The 22,317-nt window shown below is 69.1% G+C and carries 17 protein-coding genes and 2 pseudogenes; 10 read left to right on the top strand and 9 right to left on the bottom strand.

The annotated features are described in order from the left end of the window. Positions 1-26 precede the first annotated feature (26 nt). From ACYVO6_RS32590 to ACYVO6_RS32565, 6 genes and pseudogenes are all read left to right on the top strand, one after another. Positions 27-281 (top strand): hypothetical protein, encoded by a 255-nt coding sequence (locus tag ACYVO6_RS32590; protein WP_461067504.1) that lies wholly within the window; start codon positions 27-29, stop codon positions 279-281. Positions 282-375: 94 nt separating this feature from the next. Continuing rightward, a complete protein-coding gene (locus ACYVO6_RS32585) occupies positions 376-1,482 on the top strand; it encodes a hypothetical protein (RefSeq protein ID WP_461067502.1) in 1,107 nt (368 codons plus the stop codon). Positions 1,483-1,907: 425 nt separating this feature from the next. Beyond that, a complete protein-coding gene (locus ACYVO6_RS32580; RefSeq protein ID WP_461067500.1) occupies positions 1,908-2,255 on the top strand; it encodes a hypothetical protein in 348 nt (115 codons plus the stop codon). Between the two features lie 164 nt (positions 2,256-2,419). Then, entirely contained in the window at positions 2,420-2,581 is a 162-nt protein-coding gene (locus ACYVO6_RS32575) for a hypothetical protein (RefSeq protein ID WP_461067498.1), read from the top strand. Positions 2,582-2,658: 77 nt separating this feature from the next. Beyond that, positions 2,659-3,258: pseudogene (locus tag ACYVO6_RS32570) on the top strand (hypothetical protein); the annotation flags it as partial. A gap of 1,397 nt (positions 3,259-4,655) precedes the next feature. Next, entirely contained in the window at positions 4,656-6,140 is a 1,485-nt protein-coding gene (locus ACYVO6_RS32565) for a ricin-type beta-trefoil lectin domain protein (RefSeq protein WP_461067496.1), read from the top strand. Between the two features lie 76 nt (positions 6,141-6,216). Here the strand turns inward: ACYVO6_RS32565 and ACYVO6_RS32560 are convergent, their stop codons facing one another. Together ACYVO6_RS32560 and ACYVO6_RS32555 are read right to left on the bottom strand one after the other, a co-directional pair. Further along, the gene (locus tag ACYVO6_RS32560) at positions 6,217-7,257 is read right to left on the bottom strand and encodes a LacI family DNA-binding transcriptional regulator (protein ID WP_461067494.1); all 1,041 of its coding nucleotides are present in this window, start codon (positions 7,255-7,257) and stop codon (positions 6,217-6,219) included. A 958-nt stretch (positions 7,258-8,215) separates the two neighbouring features. Continuing rightward, positions 8,216-8,539 carry a hypothetical protein gene (locus ACYVO6_RS32555; protein WP_461067492.1) on the bottom strand — a complete coding sequence of 108 codons (324 nt, stop codon included), beginning with the start codon at positions 8,537-8,539 and terminating at the stop codon, positions 8,216-8,218. Positions 8,540-8,818: 279 nt separating this feature from the next. On the opposite strand from ACYVO6_RS32555, the gene ACYVO6_RS32550 reads away from it, so the two are divergent. Next, positions 8,819-9,883 carry a LacI family DNA-binding transcriptional regulator gene (locus tag ACYVO6_RS32550; protein ID WP_461067490.1) on the top strand — a complete coding sequence of 355 codons (1,065 nt, stop codon included), beginning with the start codon at positions 8,819-8,821 and terminating at the stop codon, positions 9,881-9,883. On the opposite strand, the gene ACYVO6_RS32545 is transcribed toward ACYVO6_RS32550, so the two are convergent. The 4 genes from ACYVO6_RS32545 to ACYVO6_RS32530 all read right to left on the bottom strand — a co-directional run bounded on the left by ACYVO6_RS32545 (position 9,846) and on the right by ACYVO6_RS32530 (position 14,579). After that, positions 9,846-11,246, bottom strand: a complete 1,401-nt coding sequence (locus tag ACYVO6_RS32545; protein ID WP_461067533.1) for a glycoside hydrolase family 32 protein — start codon at positions 11,244-11,246, stop codon at positions 9,846-9,848. The two genes, ACYVO6_RS32550 and ACYVO6_RS32545, sit on opposite strands and share 38 nt — an antisense overlap. 5 nt (positions 11,247-11,251) lie before the next feature. Then, positions 11,252-12,112 carry a carbohydrate ABC transporter permease gene (locus ACYVO6_RS32540; protein ID WP_405561651.1) on the bottom strand — a complete coding sequence of 287 codons (861 nt, stop codon included), beginning with the start codon at positions 12,110-12,112 and terminating at the stop codon, positions 11,252-11,254. Between the two features lie 65 nt (positions 12,113-12,177). Beyond that, positions 12,178-13,173, bottom strand: a complete 996-nt coding sequence (locus ACYVO6_RS32535) for a carbohydrate ABC transporter permease (protein WP_461067487.1) — start codon at positions 13,171-13,173, stop codon at positions 12,178-12,180. Beyond that, a complete protein-coding gene (locus ACYVO6_RS32530) occupies positions 13,170-14,579 on the bottom strand; it encodes an extracellular solute-binding protein (RefSeq protein WP_352376879.1) in 1,410 nt (469 codons plus the stop codon). The genes ACYVO6_RS32535 and ACYVO6_RS32530 overlap by 4 nt, the downstream gene beginning before the upstream one ends. 220 nt (positions 14,580-14,799) lie before the next feature. Here ACYVO6_RS32530 and ACYVO6_RS32525 point away from each other — a divergent pair, with 220 nt between their 5' ends. Both ACYVO6_RS32525 and ACYVO6_RS32520 read left to right on the top strand, forming a co-directional pair. Continuing rightward, complete coding sequence (locus tag ACYVO6_RS32525; protein ID WP_461067484.1) at positions 14,800-16,395, top strand: glycoside hydrolase family 32 protein; 1,596 nt, start codon at positions 14,800-14,802, stop codon at positions 16,393-16,395. A gap of 1,068 nt (positions 16,396-17,463) precedes the next feature. After that, a pseudogene (locus tag ACYVO6_RS32520) lies at positions 17,464-17,772 on the top strand (hypothetical protein); the annotation flags it as partial. Here the strand turns inward: ACYVO6_RS32520 and ACYVO6_RS32515 are convergent. After that, on the bottom strand, positions 17,703-19,490 hold the full coding sequence (locus ACYVO6_RS32515; protein ID WP_461067482.1) for a DUF2207 domain-containing protein: 1,788 nt from the start codon (positions 19,488-19,490) through the stop codon (positions 17,703-17,705). The pseudogene ACYVO6_RS32520 and the gene ACYVO6_RS32515 sit on opposite strands and share 70 nt — an antisense overlap. Positions 19,491-19,950: 460 nt before the next feature. Between ACYVO6_RS32515 and ACYVO6_RS32510 the strand changes: the two genes are divergently transcribed. Beyond that, positions 19,951-20,475, top strand: a complete 525-nt coding sequence (locus ACYVO6_RS32510) for a hypothetical protein (protein ID WP_461067480.1) — start codon at positions 19,951-19,953, stop codon at positions 20,473-20,475. A 275-nt stretch (positions 20,476-20,750) separates the two neighbouring features. Here the strand turns inward: ACYVO6_RS32510 and ACYVO6_RS32505 are convergent, their stop codons facing one another. Both ACYVO6_RS32505 and ACYVO6_RS32500 read right to left on the bottom strand, forming a co-directional pair. Continuing rightward, positions 20,751-21,236 (bottom strand): DoxX family protein, encoded by a 486-nt coding sequence (locus ACYVO6_RS32505; RefSeq protein WP_461067478.1) that lies wholly within the window; start codon positions 21,234-21,236, stop codon positions 20,751-20,753. 369 nt (positions 21,237-21,605) lie between these two features. Then, a complete protein-coding gene (locus tag ACYVO6_RS32500) occupies positions 21,606-21,833 on the bottom strand; it encodes a hypothetical protein (protein ID WP_461067476.1) in 228 nt (75 codons plus the stop codon). Positions 21,834-22,317 lie beyond the last annotated feature (484 nt).

Genomic DNA, 22,317 nt, shown 5'->3' with positions numbered 1-22,317 from the left:
CTTGCCTGACATGACTCCTGGGTGTCGTGGAACAGCGCGGTGCCCGGGTGGGCTTCTCACCCACGGTCATGGACCCCGTCGACGGCGCCCGGCAGAACGCCCAGGTCCGTGCCGCGCTGTCGCCACACGAAGTCGCCCGCTGCCTGGAACAGGGAGGAAACATGTCACCCGCCGAGGTGAACGGACTGCTGTCCCGACTGGCGATCGCGCACGGCGACCACGGCACCACAGGCGGGGGCCGGTGGCCCCGCAGGGACGGCTCGTCGCCGGCCGACTTGTAGCGACGCGCACAGCACGGGGCCGTCCCGCACGGCGGCTCGCCGACGAGGGCCGAAAGAAAGCACGCGGCGAAAACAGGGGGAGCGAATGGAATTGATGACCAGTCACGGTGATGGCCACGACAGCGCCGGGCTGCCGCACGCTACGGCAGCGGCGTTCTCGCACCCGCTCACCCGCCGCGCCTGGATGCGCTCCCGGTCTCTGCACTATGGGCGCCACCTCGGACCGTACGTCCTGCTGGTGGTGGTCCTCGCGCTGACGCAGGCGGTGACCGGGGTCTGGGCACTCACCCTGGGGTTGGCCATCGCCACGGTGCTCATTGTGGTACCCAGCCACTGGTGGAACTGCCGCCACGCCTCCGCCAACCCCCGGCGCGCACGGCTGATCCTGGAGCACTACTCGTGGCATCTCTGCCTCATGGAAGCCGTGCCCGAGCCGTACAGGGCCACGGAGCGGGACAGGCCCTCCTTCCGCCTGACGGATGCGGCGGCCCCTGGGCGGACCTGGACGCATAGTGTGCCGGATCCGGATCGGGACGATTCGTCGGTCAGGGCGCTGTGCCATCCGCGAGTGCTGGTCACAGCGGCTGCCTCCGCGGACGCCGTCCAGGCATGGTTCGCCGGTGACCTGCGCTTCGGGGGTGTGCTGTCACCCCCTGGCGGCGGGCAGCCGGTCCTGCTGCGCGCCCGTACGCGGCGCGGCCTGAAGGGGGAGGCCAAGGCGGCGCCCCCGGAGCACGACGCGCTGGCGATCCGCGCCGGTCTGCTGGACTTCCGCGACCTGCCCAAGAAGCACCCCCTTCGACGGGAGTGGGAGACACAGGACGCCGCGGCCGCCATGCGCGGTACACACCGAGTCGCTCCGCCCGGACCCTCCGCACCTCCCACGGCGACGGCACTGCAGCGAAGTCCCGTACTCCGAACCGTCGTACGCACCGTCCTCGGTCTGGGGGGTGTGCTCTTCCTGCTGCTCGGGGTGGGTCTCCTCGTCGGGGCGGCGCTGCCGGACGGCGCAGGGGTGGCCATGCGTCTGGTCCTCGCCGGTTGCGCCCTGATGGCCCTGGTCCCGGCACCACTGAGCCTGGCAGGCGCCCGCTTCGCGGGCTCCGGGCGCGGGTGGCCGCCGCGGTGGCCCGGACCGGTGAGTGTGGCGTTCCTGGCGGCAGGGCTGCTGCTGCTCTGGCTCAGCGGATTCCAGGACTGAATCAGACAGGCACATGGACAAGGGCGGCGCCGGGCCCTGGGGACTGCGCCCGGGGTCTCACAGACCTGGCTCGCATGCCGGAACCGCGGATTCGTTGACGCCAGACCGGAACGGCTCCCACGCAAACGACACGTCATCGCCGATGGCGCCCGTTGTGCAAGCCCGGGACCTCCGTCCCACGGATCCGGAACCCGGCCGCCTCCCTCATCTCTGAGCGCTGTTGGCTCAGACCACAACCCAGGAGCCCGGGCCGGGAGTTGGCCGCACGATGCTCGAGACGGCTCGGAGCCGTCTGGGAGACGGCTGGGAACCCGCGTCCAGTCCGATCCAAGAGCCGATGCCCACGATGTTCGCCACGGAACGATGTAGTGCCCAGACCTGCGTATGTGTGGTCATTGACGGGGGCTTGAATGGGAGAGGGAGCAATGACCAACGCGAAGAAGATGATCTACACGACGCTGGGCGTCGCCATCATTCCACTGGTCGTCAGATTCGACTCCAAATCGGTGACTTCGGTGAACGGGGAGATAACGTCCTACACCTACTTCAGCGTGTCGGCTCTCCTCGCGGGGCTCGTCGGAATCGCGTGCCTTATCAGGATGTACAGCACGGTGCGATTCAGTTCCTCGCTGAACAAGAACACGGCGCTGCTGCTGGCTCTGCTCGCGCTGGTGAGCCTTTTCCAGCTCGTGCGAGGAATCGGAGGCGTGCCCAGCGTGACGAAATGTACGGCCGAGTACAGCCTTGACCTGTGCATTCCGGTCACTGAATAGTGAACCGCCCCGGTTCGGATAGAGACTCCGGCCTGTACCGGATTCCGTGTGAAGATCAGAGTCATGGCAGGTCCCTCCTCCTACCCGCCTGAGCTGCAAAAGCGCGCGTTGTGCATGGTTGCCGAAGTCCGCGGTGACTACCCGACCGAGTCCGCCGCAAGGCGATGAAGAAGGAGACCGCCGAACTCAAGCGGGCCAACGAGATTTCGAAGGCCGCGGCGAGTTTCTTCGCGGCCGAGCTCGACCGGCCATACCTGCGCTCGTATCGTTCATCGACGAGCACCGGCACCGCTTCGGCGGTGCCGAGCCGATCTGCCGCGTGCTGACCATGCACGACTGCAAGATCGCTCCCTCCACCTCGGAACCTGGTGGCTCCGCGTGAAGTCGACGTAGGCCGAGGGGATGGTTCGACGCCGGCGGACCTCTCCGGCTGTACGCGAAACCGCCCTTCGACCGGCACGAGCCTGGAGCCGCCCCCGGCGGCGGAGACGCAGCGGATAAGCTGACGGAACAACGTCTGGCCTGCAACAACAGCCGCAGAGGCTCTGCCCCGACACCAGGGGCGGAGCCTCTATGCGTTGGAAGGGAAATCCGCTGCGGGCAGGTTCGAGATCCCCCTCTGAGCTGGCGCGATCGCCGCGCAGCCCCGGACCGTTTTTGCTGTGCGACGGAGTTGGGGACGCATTGGGGACACAAGGATAGGAACAGACGAGCAAAGGCGGGGGATCGCCGACACAGCCCACCCCATCTGACCTGCAAAATCGCCACGGATCAGCGTAGAAACGCAAAGGCCGCCAAGATCCCCAATAGACTCATAATCCGTCGGCCGTGGGTTCGAGTCCCACCCGCCCCACCTGCGCAGGCCTCTGACCTGCGGAAACGTTCTTTTTTGGGTGTCGGAGCGTCAACTTTGCCTGAACGGACTGAATCCGCTGCTCGCGAGTTTGGAGTCCGGCGGCGCTCGGGGAAGCTCCAACCCTCTGACCTGCGGCGAAGTAGGTGATCGAGGTCGTCGCTCGCCGTCCGGGCGACTGCCCTGAGGCTCGACGCCATGATCCAGGGACCGGAACAGGGACCGGGACGGCGCAGGCGTGTCCAGGCCGACGGTGTCTCCGGGGCGATTCGTTGTCCCATTTGCGGGTTGCGCGGCACGGGCTGCTGTCCCCAGCGCGGCGGTCGAGTACCGGGCCGGCAGCGGAGGCAGTGCAGATACCGGCACGGCGGGTGCGTGGGCGCGGGTAGGGCGTCGTCGGGTGTTCATCGTGCTGTGGAGTCACTGTCGCCTTTGTGTCGCTCGATCCGTGATGTCGTCCAGGGGTGTCGGCAGCCTGCGTGCCGATGGCGCACCTTGTGTTCCGATTGTGTTCCGAGGCGTCAGGTGGCTGCTGAGAGAGCGTCCTGGCGATCGCCGATAGATCTAGGGAACGGCCCGAAGAGGAAACGGCCCCGATGGGTTGCTCGACCGTCTTGCGCGGAGCCCTGCGGTTGGTGACAGCGGCCAACAGAAACTCCCCAGGGGCGGTGGCGATCCGCCCGGGTCGTGTCCGGTCCCGCGTGGCCGAAGCGGCCCGAGCGCGGCAGAGTACGCGGCGGTCGGGACCGGGCCCTGCGCGAACTCATCAGCGAGCTGTCGACGCGACCTGGACCTGGGACATCACGGGACCAACCGTCCACCCGCGTCGCCGAGAACGACAGCGGCGGAAGCACCGAGACCAGTGGTGGTCCGCCCCGACCGACTCGCTGGGCACCGCGGTCGCCGACACCGTCGGCACCTTCACCTGGCTGCTGGACGACCCGAACGGCACTGTCGAGGACACCGCCACCTCCTCGGCGGTCACCGGCACCGCGACCTTCGACGCCTTCGGCGAGCAGGGCAGCACCAGTGGCAGCTACGCGACCGGCAACCCGCTGCACTTCCAGGGCCAGTACCTCGACACCGTCACCGGTCTGTACGACCTACGTACCCGCGACCACGACAGCGGCACCGGCCGCTTCACCGCCGTCCACCCCCTGCCGTCCACGCTTCCGGGGGAGAAAGCGGGTGGGCTGCGCCTGATCGAGGGTCCGGCGCCACGAGCTCCGGTGTGGGGAAGCTGCCGACCGGTGGCGGCAGCCCGAAGCATGTCACCGCCCTGCCCGCCGACGGTCTGCCGAACGGCCGTCCTCGACATCGCCGGGCAATTGACCGCTCCGGGTCCAGTGAAAGGGTCTGTCGTATTTCGGAACTGTCACGGGTCTTGTCATCAGTGCGGGCGTCGTGCCAGTGTCCGGCCATGGTTACGTAACCATGGCCGGTTTACGCGGGTCCGAGTGTCTGTATCCGGACCTGGTTCATCACTGCCTCGGTTCAGGTGACGAACCCGCACTCCGCCCTCCGCGATTCCCGTCACTGGAGACGACATGACCAAGACCCCGACGAGGTCGAGAAGACTGGCCAGTGTGCTCATGGCCGGCTTCGGCGCGACACTCATGTTCCTGACCGCCCCCGCCCCCGCCCTCGCCCAGTCAGCCGCCGAGACGTCAGCCGCCTCGCACGCGCCGGTGAAGCCTGCGTCGAAGGGCGGTACCAGTGACTTCCGCGGGGTGAACTGGGCAGACCCGCGGGACAATTACGCCAGTGACGCCGTGGTGCCCAGCGGGCTGTCGGTGACCGACGACTACCGCACCGTGTACCGCACCACGGGTCACATGGTGCGCGGCTTCAAGAAGAACCTGGGCGCCAACACGCTGCGACTGCCGATCAACCCGGCAAGCGTGGGCACCACCTGGTGGAAGTCGTACCGGGCGACGATCGACGCGGCCACGGCCTACGGTGACAAGGTCATCGTCAGCTACTGGGAGGCCGACACCAGCAAGGACGGCCTGGTCGACGACACGGCCGCCTGGAAAAAGATGTGGAACACCGTGGTGCGGGAGTACAAGCACAACCCGCGGGTCTACTTCGAGCCCATGAACGAGCCGCACGGCTACACCCTGGACGAGTGGGTATCCGTCACCAGTGGTTGGCTGGCCCAGCACAAGGATGTCCCACGCGGCCGTGTCGTGATCAGCGGTACCGGCTACAACGACAACGTCACCGGAGTCGGCGCGGCACGCGCACTGCGGGGGACGCTGCTGTCGCTGCACTTCTACGGCTTCTGGGCCAGCCACACCCAGCAGGCGGACTGGGTCGCCGACCTCGAAGCCCGGATCGGCAAGTACGCCGGCCGGACCATCATCGACGAGGCCGGTGCCCCGATGACCACCGGTCTGAACTACGGCGCATGGAACGGCAACATCTACACCTCGTATCTCGCGGCCGTCACCAACACCGCCCGTAGCAAGGGGATGGGACTGGTGTACTGGCCGGGGCTGAGGTTCGGCGACGCCTACTCGATCGAGTCGCTGGACTCCGAGGGCAACCTGGTGGACAACAGCACCACCGGAGTCGCGCAGCTGCGCTGGGGCTACGGCTTCGGCAAGACCCCGCCGGTCAACGACCTGCCGCCCGCGCCTCCCGGTGAGGTCCTGCGCGGAGTGGCCTCCAACCGCTGCGTCGACGTGCCCGGCTTCAGCACGACCAACGGCACCCAGCTCGACCTCTGGGACTGCAACGACGGCGGCAACCAGATCTGGGACTGGAACGCGGACAAACAACTCACCGTCTACGGCAACAAGTGCATGACGGTGGGAGGCACCGGAGCCACGGCGGGAGACCCCGTGGTCATCTCCGACTGCACCGGCGCGGCGGCACAACAGTGGAACGTGAACGCGGACCTCACGGTGACCAGCGTCGCGAACCCGGCGCTCTGCCTGGACGCAGCCGGAGGAGGCACCGGCAATGGCACGGCGGTCGATGTCTGGAACTGCAACGGAAGCAGCAACCAGCAGTGGGCCAGAAGCTGATGCCGGCACCTGTTGCCCTCGACCACTGATCCGAACCGCACGGGCCCTTCGAGTCCCCTCGCCGGGCCCGTGCGGGTCAGCGCCGCCGCTCTTCACCTTCCGGTGAGGGCGGCGGCGCACCGGTGCTCGCGCGGACCACCAGCCGGGTCGGGACCAAGGTCTTGTCGATCCGGTCAGGCCCGGTGCGGCCGATCTTGCTCAACAGCTTCTGAAGACTGAGCCGGCCGACCGCGGCGAAGTCCTGCCGCACGGTGGTCAGCGGTGGCCAGAAGGCATGGGTCTCCTCCATGTCGTCGAACCCCACCACGCTGACGTCCTCGGGAATCCGGCGGCCGAGCTCGTGCAGGGCACGCATGACACCGAGCGCCATATGGTCGTTCGCGGCGAAGATCGCTGTGACCTCCGGCCTTCGCCCCAGAGTCAACCCGTGCTGATATCCGGATCGGGTGGTCCAGTCGCCGTACAGCACCGGGGGCGGGACGATGCCGGCATGCTGCAGGGTGCGCCGCCAGGACTCGACCCGATGGGCCGCGGAGAACGAGGTCGGGGGTCCGGCGATGTGCCATACCTGCTGGTGGCCGAGTTCCAGCAGGTGTTCCGTTGCCTGACGAGCGCCCTGTGCCTGATCGGTGTCCACCACGGTGTAACCGGGGCCGGTATCGGAGTCGACAACCACCATCGGAACCCCTGGTGGGAGGCTGAACTCCGCATCGTCCAGGAGACGCGCCTCGAAGACGAGGATCACTCCGTCGACGGCTGCCTCGCTGAGTCGGTCGTAGGCACCGGAAACCCTGCCCATGGTCGGGTCCGACACGGGGATGAGGGTGACGGCGTACTTGGCGCGTGCGGCTTCCTTGGCTATGGCGTCGAGGGTGCGCGTGTTTCCGAACGTCTTGAGCGTGAAGGTGATGACACCGATCGTGTTGAACCGCCCGCTCTTGAGCGCGCGTGCGGCTCCGTTCGGCCGGTAGCCCAGCGCCTGCATCGACTCGACAACCCGCTGCCTGGTCGCCGGGTCGACGTTGGTGTGGCCGTTGGACACGCGCGAAACTGTCTGCGGCGCGACACCGGCGTGACGGGCGACATCCGCCATCGACGGCCGGGGCCGTCTGGACATGGGCTTGTCCCCAATCGCCATGATCCCTTGTTTCCCCGTTTCCCCTGTTTCTCGGGCCCTGACAACAGCCTAGGCCCACTCCCCGGGCGTCTGCGGGGCGAGAAACCTCGGCAGTGAGTCCCCACGGCGGCCGGCGGGTTCACCGGGAGCCTGCTGCTGTAGCCGACGGCAACCAAACTCGGCACCCCGGCCTCCGACGAGAGGACCAAGTTCCGCCTGCAACTGGCCGAGATCGGCATCAAGTAGCACGCCCCCGCGGTCGCAGTGGCCCGCTCTCGCACGCACCCGCGTGCCGGGGCGGGCCGCCCCTGGCGAACAGCGATGGCCATAGAGGCTCCGCCCCGACTCCCGGGCCACTTGGTGGTGGAGAGGATTCGCCAACGGAATCCGATTGCGGGGCAGAGCCTCTGCGCGTTGGAAGGGAAATCCGCTGCGCGAAGGTTCTATCGCGTCAGTTGAGCTGGAGGGGCATCCAGGATCCCGTATTTGGCAGGTCTCCCGCGGAGGGGTAGGGACCATAGAGGGACCGCAAGGACAGGAGCCAACCGACAAGGACCGCGCAAGGCCGACACAAGTGCACACGCCTGACCTGCAAGAACGGCGTGAATCGGCACTGATCGGCAAGGCCCGCCAAGATCCTCAAAGGACTCATAATCCGTCGGCCGTGGGTTCGAGTCCCACCCGCCCCACTTGTGCAGGTTGATGACCTGCGGAAACGTTCCTCGTGAGGTGTTGGACCGTCAACTCCCGCTCAACGGACTGAATCCGCTGCTCGCGAGTTTGACGCCAGGTTGGTCTGTGTCGGCTGATGTTGCTCTGACCTGCACGTATGCGCCCGGAAACGTAGCTGGTGAGGCGTGTTCTGGTCGGCTCTGCTGCGGCGTTGAGGCCATTCTGAGGCCGAAGGTATGGGGAAGTAGCCGGGAGACTGGGCTCCGACGAGTCGTCTGGGTATGGCTCAGGGCTTTGGAGGGTGTGTCTCGTACATGCGGACGGCGATGATCAGGCCGGAGACGGCGGTGAGGGCGGCGACGGTCCAGATCGCGGTGGTGATGCCGTAGGTGTCGGCGAGGAAGCCGGCGAGGAGGGCGCGACGGCGAAGCCGTCGTCGCGCCACAGGCGGTAGACCCCGACGGCGCGGGCGTGCCTTCTCGGTCCCGTCTCCGGTGCGCACTTCAACCCTCAGCACGTCGAGCGCCCGCCGGTCCGGCGTCAGCATGCGGTCGAAGAGTTCGATGGGGGTCCTCTGGGTTGTGGACTGCTCGGGATGTGTCTTGGCCATGGCCGGTAAGTGGTGAGGAAACGACCCCGAGAGAAAGCGGCCTCGCAGGGAGCCCTCGACGGTTGTCGGGGGCGGTCGAGGCCGAGTCTCGTTGAGGCGTGCTGACAGCCGCGAGGGACGGCGGCCGGACGTCCACGGTCGCACGGCGACCTGCACGCCGCCGTGCCGAGGTCAGCGGCTGTTCCACCCCGGTGTTCCATTCGGTCTGCGGCGGCGGGCTCCGCGACATCTCCCGCGGGTAGGCTCTGCCTGATCAGGGGAAGTCGGCGGGGACGAGGCATGGGCGGGGTCGAGAAGACGCGGGGTGGCGGGGCCGAGCGGGCGACCTCGCGGGATGTCGCCCGGCTCGCCGGGGTGTCACACACGGCCGTGTCCTTCGTCTTCAACGGGCGCGCCCAGGGCAACCTCTCCGCCGAGACGCAGGAGAAGATCCGCAAGGCGGCCGAACAGCTCGGCTACCGGCCGAACGCGGTCGCCCGTGGCCTGCGCCGGAGTCGTACCGCCGTGATCGGTCTGGTCACGGACGAGATCGCCACCTCGCCGTTCGCCGGGCGGCTGCTGCGCGGGGCCATGGACATGGCGTGGAGCAGTGAGCACCTGGTGCTCACCGTCGACTCCGGGCAGGACCCGGTCGCCGAGGACGCGGCTGTCGCCGAACTGCTCGACCGGAGGGTCGACGGGATCATCTACGCCGCGCTGTCGTTGCGCCGCGCCCGAGTCCCGGAAGGACTGCACCGCACGTTCGCCGTGTTCGCCAACTGTCTCCCCGAGGACGGCTCCCTCCCGGCCGTCATCCCCGCCGAGCGGGCCGGTGGCCGCAGCGCCGCGCGCGTCCTTCTCGACGCGGGCCACCGCCGTGTCGCCCTGGTGGGCGGTCTGGACGACATCGCGACCGCGGAACGGCTGCGCGGCTTCCGTGACGCGCTGCGGACGGTGGGGTTGACGGCTGGGAAGGACTGGGTCGTGCGCACGGGAGGGGAGATCGCCGCCGGGTACCAGGGCGCGCTGCGGCTGCTGGACGGTGTTCCCGCCCACCGACGGCCCACGGGGATCGTCTGTTACAACGACCGGGTCGCCGCGGGCGTCCTCCACGCCGCCGCGCGCCTGGGCCTCGACGTGCCCGCCGAGCTGTCCGTCGTCGGCTATGACGACCAGGAACACATGGCGGCTTTCCTCAGCCCGCCCCTCACCACGGTCGCTCTGCCCCATCGCGCGATGGGAGAGACGGCCGTCCGCCTGCTCCTGGACGCCATCGACAGCGGGACCGCGCCGCCGGTCACCACCCGGCGGCTGGAGTGCCCCGTCGTCACACGGGGTTCGGTGGGACCAGCTCCCAGCCCGTGACCTCGACGTCCGTCCCCGAAACGATCAGCTCCGCGATGTCGTCGTCCCGTCGGTACACCCGTTCCGTGGCCGTCGCCCGGTCACCCGCGAACAGTTCCAGCAGGGAGCCGTCCACGAGGATTCGTACGGTGAGGGTCTCGCCCGGCGGGGTCGGCAGGACCAGGGGGACCGTGCCGTCCGGGCGGGAGCGTGGCCAGGCCGTGCGGTCCAGGGTCACCGTGCCGGACGCCGGATCGAGTCGCACGGTCAGTTCGGCCCCGGACGCGGCCCGCAGCAGACTCACGGTCGCCGCCGAACGGGCGGTCACCAGCAGGTCGTACGCGAGGGGGAGTGGCCGGCGCGGTCCTGGCGCGGCCGTGAACGGGACGGCCGCTCGCAGTAGTTCGAGCTCCGGAGCCGGTACGACCCGTAACGTGCCGTCCTCGTGGGTGTCCATCACCCGGGGTGCCGTGAGGACGCCGGACCAGCCCGCGCGGTCCACCTCCTCGGGCGGGCGTGACTCCCAGGACCAGCCCCAGAGCAGGGCGCGGCCGGACTCCGTGTCCTGGAGGACGGAGGGGGCGTAGAAGTCACGGCCGAGGTCCAGCGGGCCGCCGCCCGTACCGGCCGCGAACCTCGGTCCACCGTCCGCCTGCTCCACCAGACGGCCCGTGACGTACGCGGTGCTCAGCGGGTCGCCGTCCCACAGGGCCACCGCCAGCACCCAGTCGCCCCCGGGGGTCGCCCACAACTGCGGGCACTCCCAGCCGATCGCCCGCTTGCCGAAGGCGCGGACCGCCGCCGGGTCCCGGCCGTCCAGCAGGACCCCGGCGAACCGCCAGTCGTGCAGGTCCTCACAGTCGTACACCAGGACGGACGGGGTGCCGTCGGCGTGGCCGGCGCCCATCAGCGCCCAGCGGCGGCCGGCGAAGCGGAAGACGAAAGGGTCCCGGAACATCGTCACGTCCAGGCCGGGTGGTGGGCCGGCGACCACCGGCACCGGCAGTTGCTTCCACTTCTGGAGGCCGTCGTCCTCGGCCACGGCGAGACAGATCGCGCTCAGACCCTGGTGGTCGTGGTCGATCCCGGAGTACACCGCTGTCGGTACACCACCGTCGTCCACCACGCAGCCGGACCAGCAGCCCGCCTCGTCCGGGCCGTCGGGCGTGGGGCGCAGGGCGATCCCGTGGTCGTCCCAGTGGGCGAGGTCGGGGCTGGAGGCGTGGCCCCAGTGGACGTTCGTGTGCACGGGGGCGTCGGGGTTGTGCTGGTAGAAGAGGTGGTATCGATCGCCCCAGCGGAACGGGCCGTTCGGGTCGTTCATCCAGTTGGCCGGCGGGCGGACCCTGAAACGCGGGCTGTTGGCGTCGGTCGACCGGCTCACGGAACTCAACGATTGACTCCTGCTGATGTGATGCCCTCGCGCAGAGGGCGCTGGCCGACGACGAACACGGCGACGGCGGGGATCATGGAGAGGACGACTCCGGCGAGGACGACGGAGATCGAGCCGGTGCCGAGGTTGCCCTGGAGGGAGACCAGGCCCAGGGGCAGCGTGAGGTTCTCGGTGGAGGTTTCGAGGATCAGCGGCCGGAAGAACTCGTTCCAGTGGTAGTTGAAGGCCAGTACGCCGACGATGGCGAGACCGGGGGCCGCCAAGGGGGCGTACACCGACCGGAAGACGCGCCACGGACCCGCGCCGTCGATCATCGCCGCCTCGCCCAGGTCCTTCGGCATGCCCAGGAAGTACTGGCGCATCAGGAAGGTGCCGAAGGCTGTCGGGAAGGCCGGGACGATGAGGCCGAGCAGGGTGTCGGTCAGACCCATCGTCTTCAGTTCCAGGAAGACCGGGACCATCGTGACCTGCAACGGCACCATCATCGTGGCCAGGACCAGCGCGAACAGCGGCTTCTTGAAGCGGAATTCGAGGCGGGCGAAGGCATAGCCCGCCAGGCCCGCGGTGATCATCTGGCCGGCCGCGATCAGCGCGGTCACCAGGGTGGAGTTCAGTGCGTACAGCCAGACGTCGATCTGGTCGAAGACCCCGCGGTAGGCGTCGACGGTGGGGTCCGTGGGGATGATCTTCGGCGGCAGGTCGAAGGACTCCGCAGGCGTGCGCAGTGACGTCGACACCGTCCAGATGACCGGGCCGAGCGTCAACAGGGCGCACAGCGCCAGGCCTGCGATCCGGCCCCAGGGCGCCAGGCCGTGCCGTACGCGTGACGCGGTGGGGCTCGTGCGAGGACCCGGCATCGAACCCGATACCGAACCCGATGCCGAACCCGAGAGGGAACTCGTACTCATCTGACTCACCCGGCTCACTGGTAGTGGACGTAACGCCGGCTGAGCCGGAACTGGAGTGCGGTGACCGCCATGATCAGGGCGAAGAGCAGGACGCCCACGGCGGACGCCTCGCCGAAGCGGAGCTGCTCGAAGGCCGTCTCGTAGATGACCATCACGACCGTGCGCGTCGAGTCGCCGGGACCGCCCGCCGTGAGGACGTACGGCTGCTCGAAGACCTGGAGGGCGTTGATGATGCCGACCACGGACGCCACCAGCAGCGTGGGCGACAGCAGCGGCAGGGTGATGGCGAGGTGTTTGCGCACCCCGCTCGCGCCGTCCAGCGCAGCCGCCTCGTGCACCTCTTTCGGGATGTTGTTCAGGCCGCCGACGAACAGCAGGAACGAGAAGCCGAACTGCTGCCAGACGTACGCCAGGACCACGGCCGCCATCGCCCCGTTCTCCGAGGTCAGCCAGGGGACCGAGGGGATACCGACTGTGCCGAGGAGCCAGTTCACGGGGCCGAAGTCCTGGTTGAACAGGTACTTCATCACCACCGAGATGGACGCGGCGGACAGCACCAGCGGGAAGAAGAACGCCGAACGGAACACGGACCGCAGCCACTTGGGCATCCGGCCGTTCACCGCGATCGCCAGCACGAGCGCGATCAGCAACTGGAGTGCGACCGCGAGCACCATGAAGACGAGCGTGTTGCGGAAGGAGACGAGGACCGTCGAATCGGTCAGGATCTCCCGGTAGTTGGCCGCTCCGGCCCACCGCGGGTCGTCGATCACGTCCCACTGGAAGAGGCTGAGGACGACCGAGCCGACGATCGGTACGACCGTGAAGACGACGATGCCGACGACGGTGGGCGCGAGGAACAGTACGGCGAGGAGGCGGGTGCCCCGGGTGCGGATGGTGGTGGCGGCCGTGGACTCGGATGCCTTACGGGTCTGATCGGTCCTGCGGCTCCTGCGGCTCCTGCGGGTGCGGGCGGGCTCCGGTCCTACGGGCCTGATCTCGGTGTTCGTCACACTTCACGCTCCATGGCCTTCTCCAGGTCCCCCTGCAGCCGGCGCAGCGCGGGACGCACCGCGCCGGGGCTCGCAAGGGCGGTTCCGGTGTGCTTGATCAGCAGCTGCTCGACCTCGTTGACCTGCGGCGGGGCCGGAATCGGGCCGGTGGTGGGGATCTTGTCGAGGGTGTCGTAGAAGACCTGCCAGTGGGCCGGTCCTGTCTCCCGGTAGCGGGCCTCGTCGACCATGGAGCGGCGGGCCGGAGTGGTCTGGTTGGCCGCGAAGAGCTGGGTCATCACGTCCTTGCGGGCGGTGTACTTGATGAACTCCCAGGCCTCGTCCCGCATCTTCGACGTGCGCAGCATCGCGTACCCGGCGGCGCCGAACTGGTGACGCCGGGTACGCCAGCGCGGGAAGTACTGCACGTCGTAGTCGGCCGGTTTCATGCCCGCCTGATGCAGGCCGCCCGCCCAGAAGCCGCCCGCGGGCGTGACACCGACGCGGCCGGTGGAGAAGACGCCGACGAGGTTGCGGCCGTCGCCCCCCTCCGGCCGGGTGCACAGGTCCTCCTGGACGAGGGAGGAGAGGTAGTCGTAGACCTCCGCGACGCGGTCGGAGTCGGCCAGGGGTGTCGTCCACCGGTAGCCGCCGCCCCGGCCGCGCCGCTGTGCCTCGGGATAGAAGGAGTTCCAGAGCCAGTCGCCGCCGGGGGCCTTGGACTCGGTGAGGAGGTTGGTGTCGTTGGCGAAGAGCCAGGGGACCACTCCGCCCCACAGCCGGTTGGTCCAGAAGTACGGGGTGAACCGGTCGCCGTTGCTGCGTTTCATCGCTCGCAGCAGCGTGGTGAAGTCGTCGTGGGTCCAGTCGTCGTCGGGGAGGTCGGCACCCGCGCGTTCGAGGACCCGGCTGTTGAGGTACATGTCGGCCGCGTTGAACTCGACCGGCAGCTGGTAGAGGCTCCCCTCGTACATCATCGACTCGACCAGCGAGGGATGGACATCGGCGAAGTACGTGCGCAGCTCGGCCGCGTCCCGCTTCGCCCACCTGTCCAGCGGTACGCCGAGCCGCTGGGCGAAGAGCTGCACGCCCTCGGTGGCGACGTACACGAGGTCGGGTGCCGTGCCCGCGGCGATCTGGGTGAGGATCTTGGAGAAGAAGTCCGACCAGTCGTAGGCCTGTACGGGGTTGATGCGGATCCTGATGTCGGGGTGGACCTCGCGGAATCCGTCGCGCAGGGCGCGCTGCGCCTCGGGGTTGAAGGCGGAGCCCAGGGTGGCGATGACGAGCGAGCCGTCGTCGCGGCCGGGGATGTCGGCGGCGGTGAGGCGGTCCCAGCCGGCCGCGACACCGGCGAGAGCGGCGGCTCCGGCGCCGTATGCGCCGTAGCGCATCAGGGCCCGTCGGGAGAGGAGCGAGTCGGTCATCGGCGAGCCTAACTCGTGTTAGCCGAAGTTTGATTTCATGATGATGAGAACCCCGCTGCGGCTCTGTCAAGGGATGTGCGCGGATGGGAAGTACGGATGGGAAGTGGCGAACGGCCGGTGCGTGAGGGCTTGACCTTTAACGAGTTAGGTCTACGGTTCCGTTGAACATGAGCCGTGTCCCGACGACGACGTCGGGGAAGGGAGCCGCACGATGCGTGGCATGAAGAGGAGTTCGCTCGGCCCGGGGGAGACAGGGGAGACAGGGGAGACACTGTCCAGGCGGTCGCTGCTGACGGCCTCGGCCGTCGGCGCCGCCGGTGTTCTGCTGCCGGACCTCGTGAGACCGGCGGTGGCGGTGCCCCGCGAGGCGACGGCCGCGTGCACGGGCAGCTACCGCGCCGAGTACCACTTCACGGTCCCCGACCAGTGGATGAATGACCCGCAGCGCCCGGTCTGGATCGACGGCGAGTACCACTACTACTACCTCTACAACCCCGACTACTCGACGGGCGGCACGACGGCCGGCACCGCCTGGCGCCTGGCCACCAGCACCGACCTCGTCTCCTTCACCGACCGGGGCATCGCCGTGCCGAAGAACACGACGCCCAACGGCGATGTCTGGTCCGGCTCGGCGGTGGTCGACACCGGCAACACGGCGGGCTTCGGCGCGGGCTCGGTGATCGTCCTCGCCACCATGGCGCCCGACGACGTCACCCAGGCCCAGTACCTGTACTACTCGACGGACGACGGCCGCACCTTCACGAACCACGGCACCGCCCCGGTCCTCCCCAACCCCGGCGTACGGGACTTCCGCGATCCCAAGGTGATCCGCGACGAGGAGCGCGGGCGGTGGGTGATGCTGCTCGCCGAGAACGACAAAGTCGGCTTCTACCACTCCGCCGACCTCAAGGCGTGGACGTACGTCGGCGGCTTCATCAAGGGCGGCATCGGCGTCCTGGAGTGCCCCGACCTGTTCCGGATCAGGGCGGACGACGGGACCTGGAAGTGGGTGCTGGGCGTCAGCGCCAACGGCAAGGGCTCCGGGCTGCCGAGCACGTTCGCGTACTGGACGGGTTCCTTCGACGGTACGACCTTCACCGCCGACGCGTCCGATCCCCAGTGGCTGGACCACGGCTGGGACTGGTACGCGGCGGTCACCTTCGACAAACGTGACGCGAGCGGGGTCCTGGACCCCGACGCCCGGTATGCGATCGGCTGGATGAACCACTGGGACTACGCGAACACCACGCCCACCATCGAGTGCGACGGCTTCAACGGCACCGACTCGATCGTCCGCGAGGTACGACTGAAGCACGCGTCGGGTACGTACTACCTGGCGTCCCAGCCGGTGGCGGCCCTGGACGACCATGTGTCGCGCACGGTGGACCTCGGCGACATCGCGGTCGACGGCACACGACCGCTCGACTACACCGGTACCGCGTACGAGCTGACCTGTGAGATCACCTGGGACCAACTGCTGGGCGCCGGCCTCCAGTTGCGGCGGTCGTCGGACGGTGGGCGGCACATCGACGCGGGAGTCTACGGCGACTACGCCTTCGTCAACCGCGGTTACACCGTGAGCCCCGACACCTCCGGCCGCTGGCAGGAGAGCCGCACGCCGTTCGACCTGTCCGCCGGCACGGTCCGCCTGCGGATCCTCGTCGACCGCACGTCCGTCGAGATGTTCGTCGGCGACGGCCGGTACGTGCACTCGACCGAGGCCTTCCCCGACCCGTCCGACACCGCACTGGCGCTGTTCACGATCGACGGGCAGGCGGTGTTCCGGAACGTGGTGATCCGGGAGTTCACGGTCTGATCCGACGGGGAGGTGGCCGGGGCGGGCCGAGAGGCTGCCGACGACCGGCGCGCCAGGGCTCTCTATACCGAGGCAAGCTAGGGCCTGTCCGGCGGATCAGGTCGCAGGAAATCGGCGGCGCCCAATCTACGCAGGTGAGCGGGGCCTGGTGCGTCGAGCTGCAAGGCGGAGGAGGGAGTCGACGCGGAGCGTCGGCGAGTGACGACAACGCCGCAGACGGGCGTGCCAAGCCCCGCGTCTCCGGCATGATCCGCCGGACAGGCCCTAGACATCGGCACCGCGGAAACGGGCACGAGATTCCACGCCCGCACATGTGGTGGAGCCTCGCCCGTCGGTAGGGGAATCCGCCGCGGGCGAGTTCGAGAGGTCCTATCCAGCTGGCGAGATCACTCTCGACGCCGTCGGTCTTGCCCCTTGCGGCCTCATTGAGGCCGGGTTGAGGCCACAAGGACAGGAACAGACCGACAAGTGTTGACGAGCACCGACACCACTCACCTCGCCTGACCTGCTGAAACGTCATGGATGAGCACTGATCGGCAAGAGCCGCCAAGATCCCGAATGGACTCATAATCCGTCGGCCGTGGGTTCGAGTCCCACCCGCCCCACTCTCCGCTACGCGCAGAGAAGCGTTCTGACCAGCACTTTGCTGGTGGGTTGGGTGGCTTGAGGGATCTTGGCGACCCGTTGCGATCATGTTTTCATGATCGACAGGACAAATTCGGGACGCAGGTCACGCGGCGGGACACAGCCCCTCGTCTGGGCCCTCGTCGTCGCCTTCCGGCCCTGTCGCCGGGGCCTCAGCCTGGTCCTCCGGCTGGGTCGGCTTGTCCCGTCCGGGAGTCTTCTTCCCTGACCGGGGCACGACCGCGATCGTGGATTCCGCCTCTGCCGTCATGAGCTGAGGCAGGACGCTCGTGTACGTGTCCGAGGTGATCTGCCGGGAGCTGTGCCCCAGTCGTTATGAGGCTTGATGCCTGTTTCGCCTGTGAGGTTGGGTGAGGTTTGCTGGTCGCGGGTTCGTAGCTGGTGCTACGGGTGGAGACGGCGGCATCCGGCGACCATGCGACCACGGCGTTCGAGGCGGGCGCGGAGGGTGCCGGCCGCCGCCGTTGGCCCGGCTGGCCCCTTCACCTACCCGTTCGATATGACCCAACAGCCGGCCGCGACGTCCGCATCGGCGCGGCCGGGGACGGCCTCCCGGTCAGCCTCCAGCCCGTGGCCGCCCAGCACCGCTGCGACCTGGTGCGGCGCGCGGCGCACACGCTGTACGAGGCGGGGTGGCGGGGGTCAGGCCGGGTGCGTCGTAGTCACCATGAGCCGCCGCCCCCGCCACCGTCTCCGCCGCCGACCCCTCCGCTGTCGCCTCCGCCGCTGTAACCGCCCGACGAGGAACCCGACGAGGAACCCGAGCCGCCGGACGACGGCTGGGTGGCGGCGGACACGGCCGCCAGCGGAAGGTATGTGGCGAGGTGGGGCCGGAGCGTCGCGTCGTCCCCGGGTATGGCCGTCCGTGCCCGCGTGCGGGACGCATGCGCGTTCGCCTCGTCGGCCGCTGCCGCCGCCGTCCAGGCCTCGGCCTCGCCGAGGGCCACGGCCCACGCGGTGATCTCGCCCTCGTCACGCTTCTCCCAGCCGTGCCACCCGGGTTCGGCCAGATGGCGCCGGTAGGCCTCCGCCTGACACCACAGGTGAGAGCCGCGCACGGTGCGTGCCCGCAGTTCCCAGGCCCGCACGAGGGCCGCGAGCCCGGCGCCGGCCAGTGCCGCGCCGACTGCCAGCGGCGTCCGCCAGTCCGCGACCGGATCCGCCACGTCCGTCGCCGTGATCCCCACGACGACCGTTCCGACGGCCGCGGCCACCGCGCCGCCCCACACGGCGATCCGGCGGCGCCGCTCCCCGGACGGCTCCCACAGCCCGTCGCCACCCGTGCGCCGCCAGTCCTTGAGCCGGTGCCGCAGCAGGTTCCAGGCGATGGCGAACGCCGTGTTGTACTGGCCCAGCGGGACGCGCGGCTTTCGGGCGAACACGGCCTGGAGCACCTCCGCCGTCAGCGGGTCGGCGGCGCCGCCCTCGGGCCGTTCGCCGGCCTGGTGCAGCACGGGCTTCTTGTTGCCGCTGATGGTCAGATGCCCGTCCGCCGCCGCGGTCAGCAGCCACGCCGCCAGGTGTTCCTGGCGCACCTGGTCGGTGAGCAGGATGCCGGCGTGCGCGGGAGCGATACCCGCGGGCGGCTCACCGTTCGGTGTGACCGAGGCACCCAGCCGGCGAACGTCCATCCGCCGGGTCCGGCCGTCCGCCCCCTGGACCCGCTCCCGCCCCGCCAGCCGCACCAGCTCCGCGACCAAGGCCGTCGCGGCGAGGGCGATCCCCGTGGCCCACAGCCACCCGGCCGCGACGCCGTCCCCGGCCTCGACGGCAGCCGCCCGTCCGCCGGGCGCCGTTGGCAGCGACGCGCCGCCCCCGTCGGCATCTGCGACCTCCGCGTACAGCGTCAGACCCTCTTGCGCCTCCAGCCCGTCCTGCGCCACGTCCAACTGCCCCGGTACGGGCTGCCGCTGCGTCGCACAGTCCTCCTGCGAACCGGACGATCCCGCCACGCAACTCGGCCGCTGCAGGGCGAACGGGACGGCCAGGTGCACGTCGACGTGCCCGACGGGCACGTCCCAATTCGTGCCGACGGCATCCCACGCCAGCCACTCCTCGTCCCCGAGGCGCGGCAGGGTGTACTCGATCCGGTACCGGTGGGTCCCGGTCACCGTCGCGTCAGGGTCACCGATCACGATCCGTGCGTCCAGCCCGTCCTCGACGCTGTACGGCACCGGCTCGCCGTCCGCCGTGACGGATACCTCGCTGACGTCTCCGGGCTCCGTCCGCGGCACGTCACGGTAAATGCCGTGCCGCTGCTCACCGTTGAAGTCGTAGTCGATCACCTCGGTGATCCGGGCCGTCCCGTCGGCGCGTATCTCGGCGCCGACCCACATCCGGGCGATCCGTTCCCCGGGCTCCCCGAGCACCGCGCCCAGCAGCCCGACCAGCCCCACCAACACCGCGCCCACGAGCAGCAGAACGGCATCCCGCCGCCTCCGCCACCCCACCGACCTGGTCCTCACCCGGGCCCCCTCCCCGTCGCCCGTCACCCGTCAGGGGAGGACGATACAGGCCACGTATTACGCAACAGAGGTGCGAGAAACCGCAGTTCGGCGTCCGCGATCCATCCGTCGCCGAGACCGAGTCGAGGCTGAGCAGACCGGCTTCAGTAACGGGACAGGGGCGGCCGAGGTGCCGGCCGGCAACCGCCCCTGTGCACGCTCCGCCCGGCTACACGACCCCCGGGAGCAACGCGGCCTGCATCACATCCCGGCAGCGGTCCAAGTGCCGCAGGCGGTGGGGCGTGTACTTTCGGTTTCTCACTGACGATCCGTCAGGAGAATCCAGCAACGACCCAGTAACGGTGCGGATAACCAGGAATCACCCTCCTGGTCCCGGGGTGTTGCGAACACGTTCGCAACACCACCCCACGCCTCAGCCCAGCCTCGTGCGCTCCACGGGTGCGCCATGAGCACACCGAACTACCCGCTCGCCCTCGCCCTCGCCTCGGCCGGCTGGGGCAACGGTGAGACCGCACGCCGCATCAACGCCCGCGCTCAACAAGAAGGACACCGCAGCGTCGCGGTCGACCGCTCCCGCGTGGGTCGGTGGATCCGACACGGGGGAGGCCCCTTCCTCCACCAGGGTTTGGCCGGCACCAGCCTCATATACGCCACTCCATTTGAGGACACGCCGTTCGAAATATTTGACGACTCGTCGTTCGTGGTGAGCACAGGTACGTTCACCGCGCTCGGCCTTCTCCTGGTGGGCTTCAGCGCCGCTGGCATCGTTCTGGCCTTCCGATTCGTCTCCGGGGGTCCCGGTCTGCGCGGGGGTGGAATCGCCTGGGGCATCCTCGGGATCGTCGCCGCCCTCACCATGTGGTTCTACGCTCCGTTCTTGGTCATCCCTCCGCTGGTCACCGCGTGTCTGGTGATCAGGCGCCTCGCCGATGAGGAGTCCGGCGACTGGTTTCGACGTCCGCGGAACTGAACCTGCCCGTTCACTCCCCTGGTGACGGCCGTGCGGTCACGGACGGGGGTGGGTGGTGGTGCTGGCGCCCGTGGCCGCTATGTCCTCGGCCGTCTGCTCGGCCGGGGTCATCGCAGGTCAGGAGCGTATGCGAGGGCACCGAGTTTACTGCCCGCCTCGACGAAGGGCAGCGCGACAGCGATGCGCAACTTGCGAGGGCTGCGGTGGTTGAGCGACCTGGCGATCGATTCCCGCGGTCTGATGGTCGACGCCGAAGGGAGCGCCAGCACCTCGGTTTACGGATTCTGACGGGCACGCCGGCTGAGAAACAGCCGGTCCAGGGACAGGGCGCCTGGCCCGGTGAAGACGAGCAGCAAGAACGCCCAGCAGTAGAACGCGGCCAACTCTCCACCGTTGTCCAGCGGTATCAGGCCCTTGGGCGCGTGGGTGCCGAAGTACGCGTATGCCATCTCCCCGGAACAGAGCAAGGCCGCCGTACGAGAACCAAGGCCGAGCATCACCAGCGTGCCGCCCACAAGCCCCGACGCGGACACCGAACCCGAGACAGCTGCGGAACCGAGCTCCGCCGACGAGGCCAGCGGAGAAGCCGACGAACAGCCTGCAGCCGAGAACAGCCCCACCACGAACCAGCGCTCCCGTAAACGCACACCCAAGCGCCGCCCGAAGACTGGTGCTACCTGACCTGTACGACTCGACCACGGGGCGCGGCCCACGCCGCGCCCCTCCCAGAGCACCAACACGCTGACGTGACGGAGCGTCACGGGCGCACAGTGGCATGACCCGGCTTCACGAAAATCTTGGAAGAGCTGAACTACACGGCCGTTGACAGGCGCTCCCTGCCCCCCGGCCCGGGTCGGACAGGGGGTCGGCCACCGTGCAGAAGCCGGCGAGCGGTGAGCGCAACGGGCGGCTCGCCACCGAACGCACCGAAGAAGCCCGTGGCCGACGTTCGCTCGCAGCGGACGTGGACCCGGTGTGCTGACGGTTCCCGCACGCGGCCGCCGCGTGCAGGCGGCGCGGGCGAACGAAAAACGCGGCCGGAGGAGAATGTCGGAACTCACGCATTCTCCTCCGGCCATCGTCCGTCGATGTCCGTGATAGTGATCGACTTGCCGGGAGTTCAGCCGCCCTTACTCACCCTGGGACGACTCCTCACCCTCGGCCGTCGGTGCCTCTGCTTCCTCCGTCCCCGCTTCGGCTTCCGGTTGTTCGCCTTCGGTGGGGGTGGCCTCGGGTTCCGTGGTCTCGCTGGTCGCGGGGGCTTCCGGCTCCGTGGCCTCCGCCGCTTCGGCTTCCGGCTGTTCGCCTTCGGTCGGGGTCGCCTCGGGTTCCTGGGGTGCCTGTTCGGTGTCGTTCATGAGTTCACCTCCTTCCCGCGGTGCGCAGTGAAAGAGTCTGGCGTCGGACGCCCGGGAGCCAGCGAGGATCCCGAAGCGCATATCTATGCGCGCTTTACGCCTTTTGTCCTATTCCTCGAGAGTGAGGATGTCAACAGGCCCTGGTGCGAGAGGGCCGGGCGGCGCGAACACCAGGCGCCCTGGTGTGGAGGTGCCCATGTGGGGTCCCGCCGACGATTCCCTCTACCCCATGGCCCCAGCTCCGACCTGTGCGGCTGAAGCAGGTCGGCGCAGGCGGCCCTTAGCCGCCCCGGTTGCGCCTCGCCCGGTGCGCCTCGCGGTACGTCGGCGAAGGCGGGCGCCATGACCGCGCCCTGGACATCCGGCTCCGCTGCAGCATCATCTCGGCGCAGGGACGCAGGACACGGCGCAGAGGCCCCGGTCGGGGGACACACCGACCGGGCTGCCTCGACGGCCCGGCCGCATCCGCCCCCTACCCTCGGCG

The organism is Streptomyces pseudoechinosporeus, assembly GCF_054783935.1.
This window is presented reverse-complemented; position numbering and strand designations above follow the sequence as displayed.

Bases quoted from the DNA above. Each gene is read 5' to 3' on its own strand.
- ACYVO6_RS32585 (WP_461067502.1), top strand. From the start codon at position 376: ATGACCAGTCACGGTGATGGCCACGACAGCGCCGGGCTGCCGCACGCT.
- ACYVO6_RS32580 (WP_461067500.1), top strand. From the start codon at position 1,908: ATGACCAACGCGAAGAAGATGATCTACACGACGCTGGGCGTCGCCATC.
- ACYVO6_RS32575 (WP_461067498.1), top strand. From the start codon at position 2,420: ATGAAGAAGGAGACCGCCGAACTCAAGCGGGCCAACGAGATTTCGAAG.
- ACYVO6_RS32565 (WP_461067496.1), top strand. From the start codon at position 4,656: ATGACCAAGACCCCGACGAGGTCGAGAAGACTGGCCAGTGTGCTCATG.
- ACYVO6_RS32560 (WP_461067494.1), bottom strand. From the start codon at position 7,257: ATGTCCAGACGGCCCCGGCCGTCGATGGCGGATGTCGCCCGTCACGCC.
- ACYVO6_RS32555 (WP_461067492.1), bottom strand. From the start codon at position 8,539: ATGGCCAAGACACATCCCGAGCAGTCCACAACCCAGAGGACCCCCATC.
- ACYVO6_RS32550 (WP_461067490.1), top strand. From the start codon at position 8,819: ATGGGCGGGGTCGAGAAGACGCGGGGTGGCGGGGCCGAGCGGGCGACC.
- ACYVO6_RS32540 (WP_405561651.1), bottom strand. From the start codon at position 12,112: ATGCCGGGTCCTCGCACGAGCCCCACCGCGTCACGCGTACGGCACGGC.
- ACYVO6_RS32530 (WP_352376879.1), bottom strand. From the start codon at position 14,579: ATGACCGACTCGCTCCTCTCCCGACGGGCCCTGATGCGCTACGGCGCA.
- ACYVO6_RS32525 (WP_461067484.1), top strand. From the start codon at position 14,800: ATGAAGAGGAGTTCGCTCGGCCCGGGGGAGACAGGGGAGACAGGGGAG.
- ACYVO6_RS32510 (WP_461067480.1), top strand. From the start codon at position 19,951: ATGAGCACACCGAACTACCCGCTCGCCCTCGCCCTCGCCTCGGCCGGC.
- ACYVO6_RS32500 (WP_461067476.1), bottom strand. From the start codon at position 21,833: ATGAACGACACCGAACAGGCACCCCAGGAACCCGAGGCGACCCCGACC.